Consider the following 12,914-nt stretch of genomic DNA (forward strand, 5'->3'; position numbering starts at 1 on the left):
AAGACCCTACGTCACCGTTCGGAGCACAGGCTTTAGGCTTGGCGTATGCAGTGGCGAAATGTGGGCGGTAGCGGACAGCTGGTATCTGTGCTCGGTCTAGGGACGATGACCTGGGGAATGGACGTTGATGAAGAGGCAGCGCGGGAGCAACTTCGCCTGTTTGTAGAGGCCGGTGGAACGCTTGTGAGCACTGCTGCTCGATTCTCCGACGGGCAGGCGGAAGCGCTCCTCGGTTCCCTGTTGGGAGACGTCGTCGCCCGCTCTGAGGTTGTACTTGCAGTACTGGGCGGCATTCCGAGGCACTGGTCCGAGGGCCGCGTGGACGCCTCGCGTAAGGGACTGCTGGATTCTCTGGACGCTTCGCTTTCACGGCTGGGCACCGACAGCGTCGACTTTTGGATGGCGCCGGCGTCGGAATCGCCCGTCCCCGTCGAGGAGACCCTGGCCGCACTGGAATACGCTTATCGTTCAGGGCGCGCCCGCTATGTGGGTGTGACCAATTACACAGGGTGGGAACTTGCCCGGCTGTGTTCCACGGCAGGATTCCCGGTGTCTGTCCACGAAACGGAGTATTCCCTGTTGAGCCGACGGGTGGAGGACGAGGTGCTGCCTGCATCGGAAGCTTTCGGTGTGGGAACCATCGCCTGGGCACCGCTTGGCCGTGGGGCGCTCACGGGGAAGTATCGCTCCCAACTGCCGTCTGATTCTCGTGCTGCCAGCGACGACTGGGCCGGCTATCTCGAACCATATCTGGCCGGCAAGGCCGCGCGGATCACGGATGCGGTGTCTACTGCTGCGCGCGGACTGGAACTCTCAGCTGCGGAGGTCGCCCTGCGCTGGCTGCTCCAGCGACCGACCGTGGCTTCGGCTGTCCTCGGCGCACGCACGGGGGCGCAACTCAAGGAGCTTCTTGCGTGTTCCCAGGCTCCCCTGCCCGCGCAGATAGCTGAGGTTCTCGATGAGGTTTCGGCTCCCCGATAGCCGCCGGATCGGTCGGCTTACGAACCGGTGACCGACTCCACTTCTTCCTCTTCGTCTTCGTCGTCCTCGTAAATGACGAGCGGAGTCACTTCTCCATACGCCTCATACAACGATTCTTCGTATGCCTCAAAGGAATCCGCGATCGAAAGATAAGCAGATTCCACCGCCGGATCATCGTCTCCCCTGCGCGATGCTGCAGCGGCGAGGTGCTCTTCAAGTGCGGAAACCAGCGATTGCAATGCGACACGCGGATCGATGCTCATGGTCTAGACGTTATCGGTAAAGTGAAGCAAATTGGAGGGAAATGCGCGAACAATTTCTGAACTCAACCGTCATCCGGAAACGGGACTACGGCCGTCAGTATGAGTACCTTGTGGTCACCGTCAGCGCTGGTGAGCCCCTGTCCGCTGCCCGCCAGCTCCTGACCGAACATGCCGAATACGGCAAGTGGGAACTCGAACGCAGCTGCATCTACATTGGCGGGCATCGAAGGTTCTGGCTTCGGCGCAAGGTCCTGCGGGTGGAGCGCACGGCCTAGATCTGCTGCTCAGGTCCAAGCCAGGCGTTCGCCACCGTGCGACGAGCGGATTCCACGGTGGAGGGATGGAAGGTACCTGCGGTCACGTCGCGCGAAAGGCGGCTGATCTCGCTGTCCGTGAAGTAGCCCCTGCCGCCGGAGAGCGACACAGCTGCATCCACCAGTTCGCGGGCGGCGCCTGTCGCGTGGGTCTTGAGGGACACCAGCTTTGCGAACCATCGGTCCTCATGGTCGACGCCGTCATCCAGGTCGGCAGCGAGCAGCCGAAGGTGCGCGTCAAGAGCCTCCCACTTCATTGCCGCTTCAGCTACGGTCATCCGTATGGCGGGTCGGGACGCAACCGGAACGCCGTCCATACCGGGCGTCCGCGCAAGCGGCGCCTGCACAGCGAGTTCGAGGGCGCGGTCCGCGATGCCCGCGTAAACGGCGCTGATGAGGGTCTCGAATGCGGCGAAGACGGCGAAGACGAAGGGGTCGCGATTGGGGCCGACCGGGAGATGCCGGAAGATGCGCTCGGACGGTATGACGACGCCGTTGAGGCGAGTCGTGTGCGATTGCGTCGCCCGCATCCCTACCGTGTTCCAATCCGCGAGGATTTCCACACCTGTTGACCCCCGGGTGACGAATCCGTGAATGAGTTGCGGTTCCCCGCCACCCTCGCTTTTGCCGAAGACGCCGAGCCTGGTCCATACCGGGGAAAGACTGGTGAAGATTTTGGTACCGGTGAACTTGTAGGCACCGCCCACTTCCCGCTCCGCAATGGTTATCGAGTCGAACAGCACAGCATCGTTACCCGGTTCCGATAGTCCGAAGGCGAAGACCTCCCCCTCGGCAGCCTCTTTCAGGATGAAGCCCAGGGACGGGTCCCCCAGCTTCTCGTGAAGCCTTGCCACGGCGGTCCAGACGAGGTGCATGTTGACGGCGAGGGCGGTTGCGGGCGCGGCAGCAGCCAATCGTCGCTGGCAGGCAACCGCTTCCGCCATGCCAAGAGCCGCGCCGCCGTCGTCCTCCGCGCAGAAGAGCCGTAGATAACCGCGTGAGGCGAGATCATCGAAATCCTCGTGGCAGAACACATTGCGTGCGTCGTAATCAGGCGCGCGTGTTCGGAACCGGTTCAGGAGGTCGTCCGGGAGGATTTCTTCTGCGGGGGAACCCATCAGCTGTTGGTGAGCAACCGGTTGAGGACCCTCGCGCCGAAACGGAGGGATTCGGTGGGAACCCGCTCATCCACGCCGTGAAACATTCCGGTGAAGTCGAGATCATCCGGCAGCCGCAGCGGAGCGAATCCGTACCCGGTGATGCCCAACCGGCTGAGCGACTTGTTGTCTGTGCCACCGGACAGGGTGTACGGAAGGACCTTGGCTTCAGGGTCCTCGGCAAGCAAGGCATCGACCATGCGGTCGACCAGATTACCGGCAAACGGTACCTCGAGGGAAACGTCCTTGTGCGCATAGGAGACTTCCACGGACTCTCCAGCGAGGGACTTGATGGTCGCCAGGACTTCCTCTTCCTGCCCTGGAAGGGTACGGACGTCGATGAGCGCCTCCGCGCTGCCTGGGATGACATTGTGCTTGTATCCCCCCTTCAGCATGGTTGGGTTCGACGTGTTCTGAAGGGTTGCGCCGACAAAGCGCGCGACGGTGCCCAGTTCCTTGAGTAGTGTCTCCGGGTTGTCAGGGTCGAATTCGACGCCGGTCAATTCCGTCACGCCATCCAGGAACTGGCGCGTGGTAGGTGTCAGTTCAACCGGCCACTGATGCTCTCCGATACGGGCCACTGCCCGGGCGAGCTGTGTCACCGCGTTGTCGGTGTTGATTTGCGATCCATGCCCGGCCCGGCCGTGAGCCACGAGGCGGAGCCAGGAGATCCCCTTCTCCGCCGTCTGCAGCAGGTATGTGCGCTGCCCGCCGATCGTCGCCGAGAATCCACCCACCTCCGAGATCGCCTCGGTTGCGCCCTCGAAAAGCTCCGGTTTGTTGTCGACCAACCAGGAGGCGCCGTAGTTTCCGCCGGCTTCCTCATCGGCGAAAAAGGCAAAGATGAGGTCACGCTTCGGATGGACACCCTCCCGCTGCATCGACCGGAGGACAGACAGGATCATCGCATCCATGTCTTTCATGTCGACGGCCCCGCGTCCCCAGATCAGACCGTCCCGTTCCTCCGCGCCGAACGGGTCTACGCTCCAATCCTCCTTCTGCGCCGGCACGACATCGAGGTGGCCATGAACCACCAGCGCAGGGAGGCTTGAGTCGCTTCCGCTGACACGGGTGACAACCGACGCCCGGCCCGGGGCCGACTCGAAGAGCTGGGCCTCAAGACCCACTTCCTCAATCAGCCCCGCCGTATATTCAGCGGCCTTCCGCTCTCCCGGCCCCTCGTTGTCTCCGAAGTTGGAGGTGTCGATCTGTATGAGCTCCCGGCAGATCCGGACTACTTCATCTTCGGGGGCGACTCCCATGACAGACCTCCATCGTTCGGTGGGTGAATGACTCCAGCCTACCGATGAGTACCGGGGCCGGGACCCGAATCGTGTGATTTGCAGCACGTTCCGCTGTGAATTGCGTCTTGTTGCCTCAGGCTACGGCTAGTCTGTTGGGCGTCGGCGCCGCTCTGGCGCACAAATTACCTTCCCTGGGGAGAACATGAAGACCATCAAGATTGCGGCTACCGCCGTCGTCGCCCTCGCTGTGCTCACCGCCTGCGGCGAGTCCTCCGAATCTGCCGCCACACCAGCAGAGGCAGCGCCCACCCCTGCAAGCTCAAGCGCTCCTGCAGCGAACATCGTGCAGCCTGCCACCAATGAGCTCATGGGCGAGTCAACCGCCGATGGGGCCAAGGCATTTCTGCACCATGTATTCGAACTGAAGTCCTACGCCCTGCAGACAGGCGACATCGAAGCACTGCTCGCGTCCCTCGACGGCGCTGACGCGGCGGTTGCCGATGCTGAATCGATCAAGGCTATCTACGACGACGGCGGTTGGATCCTTGGCGGGCAGCCCAAGGTGAAGCAGATCCTCATCACTACCCCCGCCGACGAGGTCGCTGAGGGCGTGGAAGTTGAGGCTGTGATCCCCGTCAATCCGAGTGCCTACACTGAGTTCGACGAGTCGGGCGAGGCGCAGGAGACACGTCCGTTCGACGCGGCCGGCTCGATCTACTCGGCCACCGTGGTCTACACGGAGGGCGAATGGAAAGCGACGTACCTCGAGGAGACTCCGGACGCCGAACTGCCTGCTGCGGAGTAGTCCTGCTCCTCGACACGTAGAAGCACCCATCCCCTGCCGACCGCAGGGGATGGGTGCTTTTTCGTTAGACCGATTCGCGAGGTTGGTGACTTCACACACTCATCGATCAGGAAGCGCGTGCCTCGTCCTCATGTTCCTCCCACAACGTGACCGTCCTATGGCCAGGGTTCAGGTACGTGTGATTTTGTGCGATGACAGACTCAGCCTTGCTCGTTGTGACCGTCCACGTGCTCGGACAGGTCTTGCACTTGATTGTTCCCATATCCGCCCCAACTAGTCCCGCTCTGCTACAGGACTTTCAGGATCCTCTGCTGAAGCTTCAGGCGTCAAGCAATCTTCTACAGACGTGAGAATTGCTTGAGGGCTTCTTGAGAGTACCTTTCAGTAACCCGAAGAAGAGTCCCACACCCGGCTGTGAGGGGAGCCGGACGGGTCCGATGCAGGAGGCGCGTACGTCGAACCCGCCCGGCGAGAACTCTCGCCAGGTCATGGCGGCTGCTCCCGGCTCAATGATGCTTTGGAAGGCTTGGTGATTCCTTGGGACGGGTTGGCGAAGGAGTCAGGAGCGAAACAAGCCGCTGTAGGCGTTGAGAGCGAGTTGGCCGCCGAGGTGGGCATACAGGACGTTACTGCCGGCCGGGATATCTCTGCTCTTGACCAAATCAATCAGGCCTGCCAGCGACTTCCCCTCGTAGACGGGGTCAGTGATCATCGCTTCCAGCGAGGCGCCCAACCTGATGGCTTCCAGCGTTGACTCGACCGGTATTCCGTACAGATCGCCGGCCCATCCTTCCATTACAGTGATCTCGTCATCCCGGAGTTCGCGGCCCAGTCCTATCAGCTCTGCCGTGTTCCGTGCTATTCGTTCGACCTGCTCGCGCGTTTTCCGCAGGGTGGCAGACGCATCAATCCCGATGACGCGACGCGGCCTCTGCTGTCCCGCGAACCCCGCGATCATTCCCGCGTGAGTAGAGCCGGTAACTGTGCACACAACGATGGTGTCGAAGAACACGCCAAGCTCACGTTCCTGCTGTTCTACTTCATACGCCCAATTCGCGAAGCCCAGCCCGCCGAGTTTATGGTCCGAGCCGCCTGCCGGAATCGCGTAAGGAGTGCCCCCGGCGGCCCTCACCTCTTCGATGGCATTTTTCCAGCTGTCCCTGATTCCGATGTCGAAACCGGCGCTGTCCAACCGCACGTCGGCGCCCATTATCCGGGAGAGCAGGATGTTTCCCACCCGGTCCGAGAGCGGATCGGGCCATTCCACCCAGTTTTCCTGGACCAGACGTGCCTTCATGCCCAGCTTCGCTGCGACTGCAGCGACCTGGCGTGTGTGGTTGGACTGGTACCCGCCGATAGATACCAGGGTGTCTGCACCCTGAGCGATCGCATCGGGGATGAAGTACTCAAGCTTGCGGGTCTTATTCCCCCCGAACGCCAACCCGCTGTTCATGTCTTCCCGTTTTGCCCAGATATGCGCTCCGCCCAGGTGCGCCGTCAGGCGAGGCAAATGATGTACCGGACTAGGGCCGAAGGTGAGGGGGTAGCGGTCAAAATCCGAGATAGCCATGGATAGGTCCCTTCGCTAGGAGACGGGAGCACAAGCGAAACGAAGACTGAGCGCCCGTCGATCAAAAACTCGCCTACGGCAGGTGATTCACACCCAGCCGGCGGACGGTCCCATCACCGTACCAATGGTTCGCTCGGGGGTACCCGGGTTTTCCATCACGCCTTTGGCAGAAGTCGGCTCCAATAGATACAGCGCCGACCCAAACTGAAGCGGCGTCCAGCGGTCGAGGCGGGAGACACGTGGTCGAGAACGCACTTCGCGTGGTTGAGGGCACAAAAAAACCCCGGTTTCCCGGGGTTTTTGTTGTGCGCGGAGGGGGACTTGAACCCCCACCCTCAATAAGAGGACTAGCACCTCAAGCTAGCGCGTCTGCCATTCCGCCACCCGCGCAGGTGATGTTTTCGAGGAGTGAATCGCTCGAAGCAGCGAGAAAAACTCTAACACGATCAGGCCCGAAGTCTTTAATCGAGACCTCTCGACCGGAGTCTGTCCGCAATTGATCCGATACCAACGAGAGTCTCCTCGAAGGACGTCGACAGGGGTGAGAACCCGAGACGCAGGCCATGAGGATTACGGAAGTCGGGAATGATTCCGTCGCGCCAGAGCTCCGAGATCATCCCGCTGAAGGCAGGATGGTCAATCGTGATGTGGCTGCCGCGCTCCTCCGGAGTGCGGGGTGAGGCAATCTGCACCCCGTCGGCCCCCATGAGGTCCTCGACGATGGTGACGGCGAATGAAGTCAACTTCAAGGACTTCGCACGGACAGCCTCTATGCCGACTTCCTCCAGAAGGTCCAGCATGTCCTGCAGCGCCTGCATACCCAGGATCGGCGGTGTACCCGAGACCATGCGGCGAATCCCGTCTGCGGGCTGGTAGCCCGTCCCCATCCCAAAGGGATCCGCACTTCCCAACCACCCGGGGATTGGCTGGCTGAGGTCCGCCAGATGTCGCGCTGCGACGTATGCCCAAGCAGGCGCTCCTGGCCCACCGTTCAGGTACTTATAGCTGCATCCGACCGCAAAATCGGCTTCGCACTCGTCCAACCGCACCGGAACCGACCCCACCGAGTGGCTTAGGTCCCAGACGATGAGCGCTCCGGCGTCGTGTGTCAGGCGGGTTATGGCTTCCATGTCCGCTATGTGCGCGGATCGGTACGCCACATGACTCTGCACGACGACGGCGGTATCTGGGCCGAGCGCCTCGCTCACCCCCTCCAGCGTCGGACCGGCGTCAGGCGCTACCTCCACCCAGCGAACCGTTAGCCCGCGGTCGGCGGCGATGGCCTCAACGATGAATCGGTCGGTAGGGAAGTTGTCCCGCTCAATCACAATTTCGGTACGGTCGGGGCGGGCGGCACAGGCCGCGCGAACGACCTTGTAGAGGAGAACGCTGGTCGAATCGGCCACCACGCACTGACCCGGAGCGGCACCGAGTGCAATCCGGCCGATCCTGTCCCCCACCCTCTGCGGAAGTTGCAGCCAATCCTCGTCCCAGGCACGGATGAGCCGCCCGCCCCACTGATCGCGTACGAATTCCGTGAGACGGGCGCTGGTCGCCTTGAGCGGCCGTCCCAGCGAGTTGCCGTCGAGGTACGCCGCGACAGCGTCGTCGTCGTGACCTTCAAACAGGGAGCGGCGTGACGCGAGCGGGTCTTCGGCGTCGAGACTGCGGGCGAGCGCCAGCCGGGAGTCGGGAGTCATGAGATCAGTGTAAGTGCGGGCGGTGTAGGGCAGATCACACCATCGAAAGGCCGGTTTCCCCGCGGCGGGGAAGCCGGCCCTTCGATGGTGGCAAGTGCGTGTTAGCGGTTCGACGCCGTGGAGTACGCGGTCTGGATTGAGCTGCCGAAGTACGGGCCATACATCACGTTCTTCTGGATGTTGTAGCCGAAGCTGTTCACCGAGTTCTGGGTGCCGCCCGAGCCGGATCCGACGAACCACGGGCCGCCGGAAGATCCGCCGGTCATGTCACAGGGGATGCCCTGTGACTGGGTGCCGCCGATCCGATCCCTCGATGCGGTCCCGTAACAGCTCTTCAGGGTCTCACCGTTGAACGGTGAGGCTGCCGGGTAACCATAGGCGGTGTAGGTGAGGCCCCGGGCGAGATTGAACCCGATTTTCGACGCTCCTACCGCGGCGGTCAGGGTCCGGCCGTTCAACGGAGCTACGACGGCGAAGGCGCCGTCGTAGCTGATGTCGTTCCGGGACACCCACTCGGTGGTGGAGTGCAGCGAAGTGGCCGACCACATGCCGTAGGGGGCGGAGCCGTTGTTGTAGGCCGGGACGAACACAAACTTGCTGGCCCAGCCTGCGTTGATGTCGTAGGTGCAGTGTCCAGCGGTGGCGACAGTACTCTGGTTGGTGCTCTGCACGGAGTTCGCTGAGCAGACGTAGTTCTGGCCGCCGAGCGTGAAGAACACCTTCCCGATATGTGAGACCGGAGCCGGGCTGCCTGCCCTCGTGCTTGGTGCTGCCTTCTGCTGGGGCGCGGCCTGCGCCTCAGTGCCGGCCTTGGGCATGATCGAGCGGCCCTGCTCGCCCCAGCCCTGGGAGTTGATGGTGTTGCCCGGCTTCGCGCTCTTCATCCGTTCCGGCGTCCAGTACGCCTCGAGTGCTTCCTGCGAGTCGACCTGGGTGTGCGAGATGGATGCTGCCGGCGCCTTCATTGGCACCTGCGGAGCGGCCTGGGCGGCCCCGCCGGACAGAAGTGCCGAAGCCATCAGCGTCGATGCTGCGAAAACGGCTGCCTTCAAACCTCGTGAGTTCACGAAATTCCTCGTTTCGATCAGTGGTGAGCAGTCAGCGGTAGCTGACATCTGGAGTCTCCACTGTTCGGAACCGCCTTCACAGGTCCGGGAGCCAACTGACCTGAAAGTGGTGGTGATTCAACCGCTCCCTCTGGACGTGGAAGAGCCGGTGTGCAACTATTCCGCGCCGGCTTGCCGGTGCAATCGTTCCAGCCGCCCTGAGAAGTGAGTACGACGGCGTTTCGGATCCCACGCGGTCACCTCGGCACCCAGCCAGTCCGAAGTGGACGATCTCTCCACCTGTGCCGAGAGCAGCACCTTGGACGGCAACGTGACGGGCGCCCGGAAGTCGATCGTCCACTGGAACGGCGATGACTCGTCCGGTCCGATCTCGGCGACCATGCGCGACGCAAGATACATCCCGTGCGCGATAGGTCGCTTCATCCCGAGCATCCGCGAGGACGCAACGCTGAGGTGAATCGGGTTGTAATCTCCCGACACAGCCGCATAACTGCGCCCAATGCCGCCGTTCAATGTCCAAACACGTGTCGGATAATCGGGGACATCCTCCGCTGTGCGATCGGTCACGGCAGGGTCACTGCTGTCTGTTCCTGGCGCAGCGGCTTGAACGCCTTTCGCCAGATAGGTGGACCGTCCGCTCCACACAAGTTCGGAGGCAGCTTCCACATCGACCACGACGTCAGCCATCGTCCCGCTGCGGTGGGGCAACAGGTTCTCCACCCGTGCCGTCACGCTGAGACGTTCATCGATGGCAATCGGATGAAGATGGCGGACCTCGTTGCGAAGATGGATCATGCCGAGTAACGGAAGAGGAAAGTCGGGGCGGGCCAGCACGCTGACCGCGACTGGGAAAGCGAGCGTGTGAACGTATCCCGATGGCAGGAATTGAGATTGGAACCGGCCCATTAGCCCTTGAAAGGCGGCTACCTTCTCCGGCGTCGCAGTGACGTTCTCCACCCGGTGACGGACATCGGGAAGTGCGGTTGACGGCTTCCGTAACCGCAGGGCGGTCTGCGCAGGACGTATCAGCGCCTTCGCGTAGAGGGCGGTGAGGGGCGGCGGTTCCTGAAGCAAGCGATCCATCACGCACCGACCAGGTTTTGACCGCAAACGCGCAATACCTGGCCGCTGATTCCCGAGGCACCCGGAGACGCGAGGAAGGACACGGCTTCGGCTACGTCCAGAGGGAGCCCACCCTGCTGGAGGCTGCTCAGACGACGCGCCACTTCACGCGTGGCGAAGGGGATCTTCGCGGTCATGTCGGTTTCGATGAACCCCGGTGCGACGGCGTTGATAGTGCGCCCGGATCCGGCCAGTGAGTTGGCCGTGGACCTGACCATCCCCATCACGCCGGCCTTCGACGCGGCATAGTTTGTCTGGCCGCGGTTGCCTGCAATCCCGCTGGTGGACGCGAGGCAGACGATGCTGCCGTCGGCGCTGAACCCGTCAGCGGCGAGGAGCTTCTCGTTGATGCGCAGTTGCGATTCAAGATTCACCGCCATGACGGAGTTCCACCGTGCCGGGTCCATATTCGCCAGCAGGCGATCGCGGGTGATCCCTGCGTTGTGCACCATGATGTCCAGCCTGCCGTAACGGGTGGCGGCGTGATTGAGGATCCGCTCTGCAGCATCGGGTGCCGTGACATCGACCTGCAGGGCCGTGCCTCCCACCTCGTTCGCAACCAGGGCAAGGTGTTCGCCCGCGGCCGGCACGTCCACGGCGATGATCTGGGCTCCGTCGCGGCGAAGAACTTTGGCGATCTCAGCGCCGATTCCCCGCGCGGCGCCCGTGACGACGGCGGTTCTCCCAGCGAGCGGAGCATCGGAGCGTTGATGGTGCGCAGCGCCGTCGGACGTTTCCACGGTGACGAACTGTCCGTCGACGTAGGCACTTTTGCCGGAAAGGAGGAACTCGAGTGTCGCACCGACGCTGGGCGCTTCCACGTCCACGTCAGCGTCGAGCAGGACCCCGTTAGCGGTGGCACCGGCGCGCAGCTCCTTCGCAAGACTGCGCAATGCACCCTCGACGGCGTTACGTGCGGAGGCAACCCGAGGTTCGGTGCTGCCTGCTGCGGGCCGGGAGATCGTCACGATGCGCCCGCCGGGCAGGAGTTGGCGAACGACGGAGCCGACTTCCAGGAAGAGACCTGCCAACTGGGCGGGATCCGCGACATCGTCGAGCACTACGACCACCGCCCCCAGTTTCTCCTTGGGGCGTAGGTGCCGACGGACATCCAGATCCCAGCCGAGCAGTGTGGTGGCTACGGTCTGGGTGCCCGGCGACCTACCGAGTACGAGAACCGGACCGGGAACCAGCGGCGCACCGGGAGCGTGACGCCGGAGCGGCACGGGTCGTGGCAGGCCTGCCGTTTTCGCAAACTGGCTGAATGGCTTGGCATTGACGAGCTTGAGGTACGTGTCCGTCATGATCAGCGCGCCTCGAGGATCGCGACGACGCCCTGACCGCCGGCGGCACAGACAGAGATAAGACCGCGGCCCGACCCCTTTTCAGCCAGCGTCTTGGCCAGGGAAGCAACGATACGGGCGCCGGTCGCGGCGAAGGGATGTCCGGCAGCGAGGGATGATCCGTTGACGTTGAGCTTGGTACGGTCGACGCTCCCGAGGGCGCCGGGCAACCCCAGCTGTGTACGGCAAAAGTCTTCATCTTCCCAGGCCGCAAGACTGGTGAGGACGGTGCTGGCGAATGCCTCGTGGATTTCGAAAAAGTCGAAGTCGGCCAGGCTCATGTTGTTCCGCTGGAGCAAGCGTGGCAGGGCGTAGACCGGCGCCATCAGCAGGCCTTCCTTCCCGTCTACGAAGTCAACAGCTGCCGCCTCCGCATCAACGACATTGGCGAGCATCGGCAGATTGTTCTGGCGGGCGTAATCCTCGGAACCCAGTAGAACGACCGCCGCGCCGTCGGTCAGCGGGGTTGCGTTGCCGGCGGTCATGGTCGCATCTGCGGAGAGATTGCGCCCGAACACCGGCTTGAGGGAGCCAAGCTTCTCGAGAGACGTATCAGCGCGGAGGTTGGCGTCCCTGGACACCCCGCGGAACGGCGTGACGAGGTCGTCGAAGAATCCACGGTCATAGGCCGCCGCCATGTTCGTGTGGCTGGCCAGCGACAGCTCATCCTGAGCCTCCCGGCTGATGTTCCAGCGGGCTGTGGTGATTGCCTGGTGCTCGCCCATCGAGAGTCCGGTACGGGGTTCCGATGTTGTCGGAGCATTCGGCAACAGGTCCGCGGGGCGAAGTCCGCGCAACGCTGCAAGCTTCTGGATAGTGCTCTTCGCCCTCGAGAGGTCGAGCAATACGCGCCGCAGCCCCTCGCTCACCGCCACCGGTGCGTCCGATGCCGAGTCAACGCCCCCGGCGATGCCCGATTCGAGCTGCCCGAGCTTGATCTTATTGGAAAGGCCGACCACGGTTTCGAGACCGGTGGCGCAGGCCTGCTGCACATCGTATGCGGGCGTATTCGCGGCGAGCGCTGATCCCAGGACCGCTTCGCGCGTGAGGTTGAAGTCACGGGAGTGCTTCAGGACGGCACCCGCCGCCACCTCGCCGATGCGCTCGCCCTGTAGCCCGAAGCGCGCCACGAGGCCGTCCAACGCCGCCGTCAGCATCTCTTGATTGGAGGCATAGGCGTACTGTCCGCCAGACCGAGCGAACGGGATGCGGTTCCCTCCGATCACGACGGCGGCCCGCGGCTGCGCTGGGACACTGCGGTCGCTCTCGGGCGTGGAGTCCTGTTGGGTGGGAAGGGAGTTCATGCTGCTCCTTGGCTGGCGCTTTTGCGTGGAAAAGAGGTCCTGCC

The 12,914-nt window shown here is 63.0% G+C and carries 12 protein-coding genes and 1 tRNA gene; 3 read left to right on the top strand and 10 right to left on the bottom strand.

The features are described 5' to 3' along the window. Positions 1 to 45: 45 nt before the first annotated feature. The gene (locus AC5RU3_RS05520; protein ID WP_309070411.1) at positions 46 to 981 is read left to right on the top strand and encodes an aldo/keto reductase; all 936 of its coding nucleotides are present in this window, start codon (positions 46 to 48) and stop codon (positions 979 to 981) included. A gap of 17 nt (positions 982 to 998) precedes the next feature. Here the strand turns inward: AC5RU3_RS05520 and AC5RU3_RS05525 are convergent, their stop codons facing one another. Next, positions 999 to 1,244 carry a hypothetical protein gene (locus tag AC5RU3_RS05525; RefSeq protein ID WP_309070410.1) on the bottom strand — a complete coding sequence of 82 codons (246 nt, stop codon included), beginning with the start codon at positions 1,242 to 1,244 and terminating at the stop codon, positions 999 to 1,001. A gap of 41 nt (positions 1,245 to 1,285) precedes the next feature. Between AC5RU3_RS05525 and AC5RU3_RS05530 the strand changes: the two genes are divergently transcribed. Continuing rightward, positions 1,286 to 1,519: a DUF5703 family protein gene (locus tag AC5RU3_RS05530; RefSeq protein WP_309070409.1), complete on the top strand. Its 234-nt coding sequence runs from the start codon at positions 1,286 to 1,288 to the stop codon at positions 1,517 to 1,519. On the opposite strand, the gene AC5RU3_RS05535 is transcribed toward AC5RU3_RS05530, so the two are convergent. Next, entirely contained in the window at positions 1,516 to 2,676 is a 1,161-nt protein-coding gene (locus AC5RU3_RS05535; RefSeq protein ID WP_493965004.1) for an acyl-CoA dehydrogenase family protein, read from the bottom strand. The genes AC5RU3_RS05530 and AC5RU3_RS05535 overlap by 4 nt on opposite strands. Further along, positions 2,676 to 3,977, bottom strand: a complete 1,302-nt coding sequence (locus AC5RU3_RS05540) for a M20/M25/M40 family metallo-hydrolase (RefSeq protein ID WP_309070407.1) — start codon at positions 3,975 to 3,977, stop codon at positions 2,676 to 2,678. The genes AC5RU3_RS05535 and AC5RU3_RS05540 overlap by 1 nt, the downstream gene beginning before the upstream one ends. 184 nt (positions 3,978 to 4,161) lie before the next feature. Here AC5RU3_RS05540 and AC5RU3_RS05545 point away from each other — a divergent pair, with 184 nt between their 5' ends. Continuing rightward, complete coding sequence (locus AC5RU3_RS05545; RefSeq protein WP_309070406.1) at positions 4,162 to 4,764, top strand: DUF6318 family protein; 603 nt, start codon at positions 4,162 to 4,164, stop codon at positions 4,762 to 4,764. Between the two features lie 559 nt (positions 4,765 to 5,323). Here the strand turns inward: AC5RU3_RS05545 and AC5RU3_RS05550 are convergent. The 7 genes from AC5RU3_RS05550 to AC5RU3_RS05580 all read right to left on the bottom strand — a co-directional run bounded on the left by AC5RU3_RS05550 (position 5,324) and on the right by AC5RU3_RS05580 (position 12,870). Then, positions 5,324 to 6,334 (bottom strand): 1-aminocyclopropane-1-carboxylate deaminase, encoded by a 1,011-nt coding sequence (locus AC5RU3_RS05550; RefSeq protein WP_493965005.1) that lies wholly within the window; start codon positions 6,332 to 6,334, stop codon positions 5,324 to 5,326. Positions 6,335 to 6,640: 306 nt separating this feature from the next. Next, positions 6,641 to 6,724, bottom strand: a tRNA-Leu gene (locus AC5RU3_RS05555). A gap of 71 nt (positions 6,725 to 6,795) precedes the next feature. Continuing rightward, positions 6,796 to 8,034, bottom strand: a complete 1,239-nt coding sequence (locus tag AC5RU3_RS05560) for a kynureninase (RefSeq protein ID WP_493965006.1) — start codon at positions 8,032 to 8,034, stop codon at positions 6,796 to 6,798. A 101-nt stretch (positions 8,035 to 8,135) separates the two neighbouring features. Next, positions 8,136 to 9,101, bottom strand: a complete 966-nt coding sequence (locus AC5RU3_RS05565; protein ID WP_458115070.1) for a trypsin-like serine peptidase — start codon at positions 9,099 to 9,101, stop codon at positions 8,136 to 8,138. A gap of 156 nt (positions 9,102 to 9,257) precedes the next feature. Further along, positions 9,258 to 10,184 (bottom strand): MaoC family dehydratase, encoded by a 927-nt coding sequence (locus AC5RU3_RS05570; RefSeq protein WP_458117112.1) that lies wholly within the window; start codon positions 10,182 to 10,184, stop codon positions 9,258 to 9,260. After that, positions 10,184 to 11,527: a 3-oxoacyl-ACP reductase gene (locus AC5RU3_RS05575; protein ID WP_309070401.1), complete on the bottom strand. Its 1,344-nt coding sequence runs from the start codon at positions 11,525 to 11,527 to the stop codon at positions 10,184 to 10,186. The genes AC5RU3_RS05570 and AC5RU3_RS05575 overlap by 1 nt, the downstream gene beginning before the upstream one ends. A 2-nt stretch (positions 11,528 to 11,529) precedes the next feature. Continuing rightward, positions 11,530 to 12,870 (bottom strand): acetyl-CoA C-acetyltransferase, encoded by a 1,341-nt coding sequence (locus AC5RU3_RS05580; RefSeq protein WP_493965007.1) that lies wholly within the window; start codon positions 12,868 to 12,870, stop codon positions 11,530 to 11,532. Positions 12,871 to 12,914: the final 44 nt, after the last annotated feature.

The organism is Arthrobacter sp. MDB1-55, from assembly GCF_059092925.1.

Bases quoted from the DNA above. Each gene is read 5' to 3' on its own strand.
- AC5RU3_RS05520 (WP_309070411.1), top strand. From the start codon at position 46: ATGCAGTGGCGAAATGTGGGCGGTAGCGGACAGCTGGTATCTGTGCTC.
- AC5RU3_RS05525 (WP_309070410.1), bottom strand. From the start codon at position 1,244: ATGAGCATCGATCCGCGTGTCGCATTGCAATCGCTGGTTTCCGCACTT.
- AC5RU3_RS05530 (WP_309070409.1), top strand. From the start codon at position 1,286: ATGCGCGAACAATTTCTGAACTCAACCGTCATCCGGAAACGGGACTAC.
- AC5RU3_RS05535 (WP_493965004.1), bottom strand. From the start codon at position 2,676: ATGGGTTCCCCCGCAGAAGAAATCCTCCCGGACGACCTCCTGAACCGG.
- AC5RU3_RS05540 (WP_309070407.1), bottom strand. From the start codon at position 3,977: ATGGGAGTCGCCCCCGAAGATGAAGTAGTCCGGATCTGCCGGGAGCTC.
- AC5RU3_RS05545 (WP_309070406.1), top strand. From the start codon at position 4,162: ATGAAGACCATCAAGATTGCGGCTACCGCCGTCGTCGCCCTCGCTGTG.
- AC5RU3_RS05550 (WP_493965005.1), bottom strand. From the start codon at position 6,334: ATGGCTATCTCGGATTTTGACCGCTACCCCCTCACCTTCGGCCCTAGT.
- AC5RU3_RS05560 (WP_493965006.1), bottom strand. From the start codon at position 8,034: ATGACTCCCGACTCCCGGCTGGCGCTCGCCCGCAGTCTCGACGCCGAA.
- AC5RU3_RS05570 (WP_458117112.1), bottom strand. From the start codon at position 10,184: ATGGATCGCTTGCTTCAGGAACCGCCGCCCCTCACCGCCCTCTACGCG.
- AC5RU3_RS05575 (WP_309070401.1), bottom strand. From the start codon at position 11,527: ATGACGGACACGTACCTCAAGCTCGTCAATGCCAAGCCATTCAGCCAG.
- AC5RU3_RS05580 (WP_493965007.1), bottom strand. From the start codon at position 12,870: ATGAACTCCCTTCCCACCCAACAGGACTCCACGCCCGAGAGCGACCGC.